This is a genomic window from Methylobacterium sp. B1, assembly GCF_000333255.1.
Classification (GTDB): domain Bacteria; phylum Pseudomonadota; class Alphaproteobacteria; order Rhizobiales; family Beijerinckiaceae; genus Methylobacterium; species Methylobacterium fujisawaense.
In genome coordinates this window covers 1-969 of the sequence record NZ_BACT01000963.1, presented here as the reverse complement: position 1 = coordinate 969, position 969 = coordinate 1, and the positions used below count along the sequence as shown (strand labels likewise).

Annotated in this window: 2 protein-coding genes; one reads left to right on the top strand and one right to left on the bottom strand. The window is 65.3% G+C overall.

The genetic code is table 11. The annotated features are described in order from the left end of the window. Window positions 1–101 precede the first annotated feature (101 nt). A complete protein-coding gene (locus I53_RS30665; protein ID WP_051045090.1) occupies window positions 102–428 on the top strand; it encodes a hypothetical protein in 327 nt (108 codons plus the stop codon). 214 nt (window positions 429–642) lie between these two features. On the opposite strand, the gene I53_RS26945 is transcribed toward I53_RS30665, so the two are convergent. Continuing rightward, a partial coding sequence (locus I53_RS26945) for an adenylate/guanylate cyclase domain-containing protein (RefSeq protein WP_043356708.1) occupies window positions 643–969 on the bottom strand: 327 nt, incomplete at its 5' end.

Here is a 969-nt window from a genome sequence, read left to right as displayed (position 1 = left end):
TCGCGCCGGATCGGAACGATCGACATTGTACTCGGTGAGGCCGATCACAGAACGCCTGCTCGATATCTGCGCTCATGTGCATAACATGAGGAGCACAGCCGATGTTTGACGTTGTCCGAAGCATATCTCTCGGTGTCCGGCAGATCGCCGGCATCTTCCTGATCCTGATAGCCGGCTGGACCTGGATCTGCGTGCTCGACCAACCGGCGCTCGCTGAGACGCCGGGCTACATGGCCGGCGCACTGGCCTGTCCTCCGCGTGTCGAGGGGCCGGACTGTAACCGCGAGACGGCGCTCGACGTGATCGTTCAGCCCGTCGCGCTGATCACCGACTGCCCGATGGTCGGCACCGTTCTGGCCACGCATCTGAGTTTGCCACCGGGCAGCACGCACAAGACCTTCTGCGAGCGACGGAGGAGCAGATTATGAGCCAGCAGACCATTACTCTCCTCGACCCCGTCTCCGGTGAGGTGAAGACCATCGTCATCGGACGGTGAGACCATGCCGGTGCTCGACGTCGACGAGCATCCTCCGCGGGCGCGGATGCCCGAGGCACCGGGGCCCACAGCCCCGGACTTCATGCCAGAAGCTCACCGGGTCCCTGGTGGGCCGACGAAAGACGGACCGCGCTGCCGGGCCCGGGTCAGGTGACGGTCCGATCCTCCGACATGCCCACGAGCTCGAAGGCTGCAACCTCGCGCAGGAAGCCCTTGAGTGGAAGATTGCCGAGCGGGCGCGCTTGAACGACCGTCTGGACAGCGCTGAAGACCGACCGGCTCACCACGATCTGTCCCGCCTGAGCCACATCGCAGAGCCGGGATGCCAGGTTGGTGACGCTTCCGACGGCCCCGTACTCGAATCGCCCCTCGAAACCGATTTGTCCGAGGGTCGCGTAGCCTCGTGCGAGCCCCAGCCCGAAACCGATCGAATGGCCGCGCGCATCCCACTGCCGCGACCAGCTCCCGACGCG

Excerpts from the sequence above, each read along its gene's own strand:
- I53_RS30665 (WP_051045090.1), top strand. The coding sequence starts at position 102 with ATGTTTGACGTTGTCCGAAGCATATCTCTCGGTGTCCGGCAGATCGCC.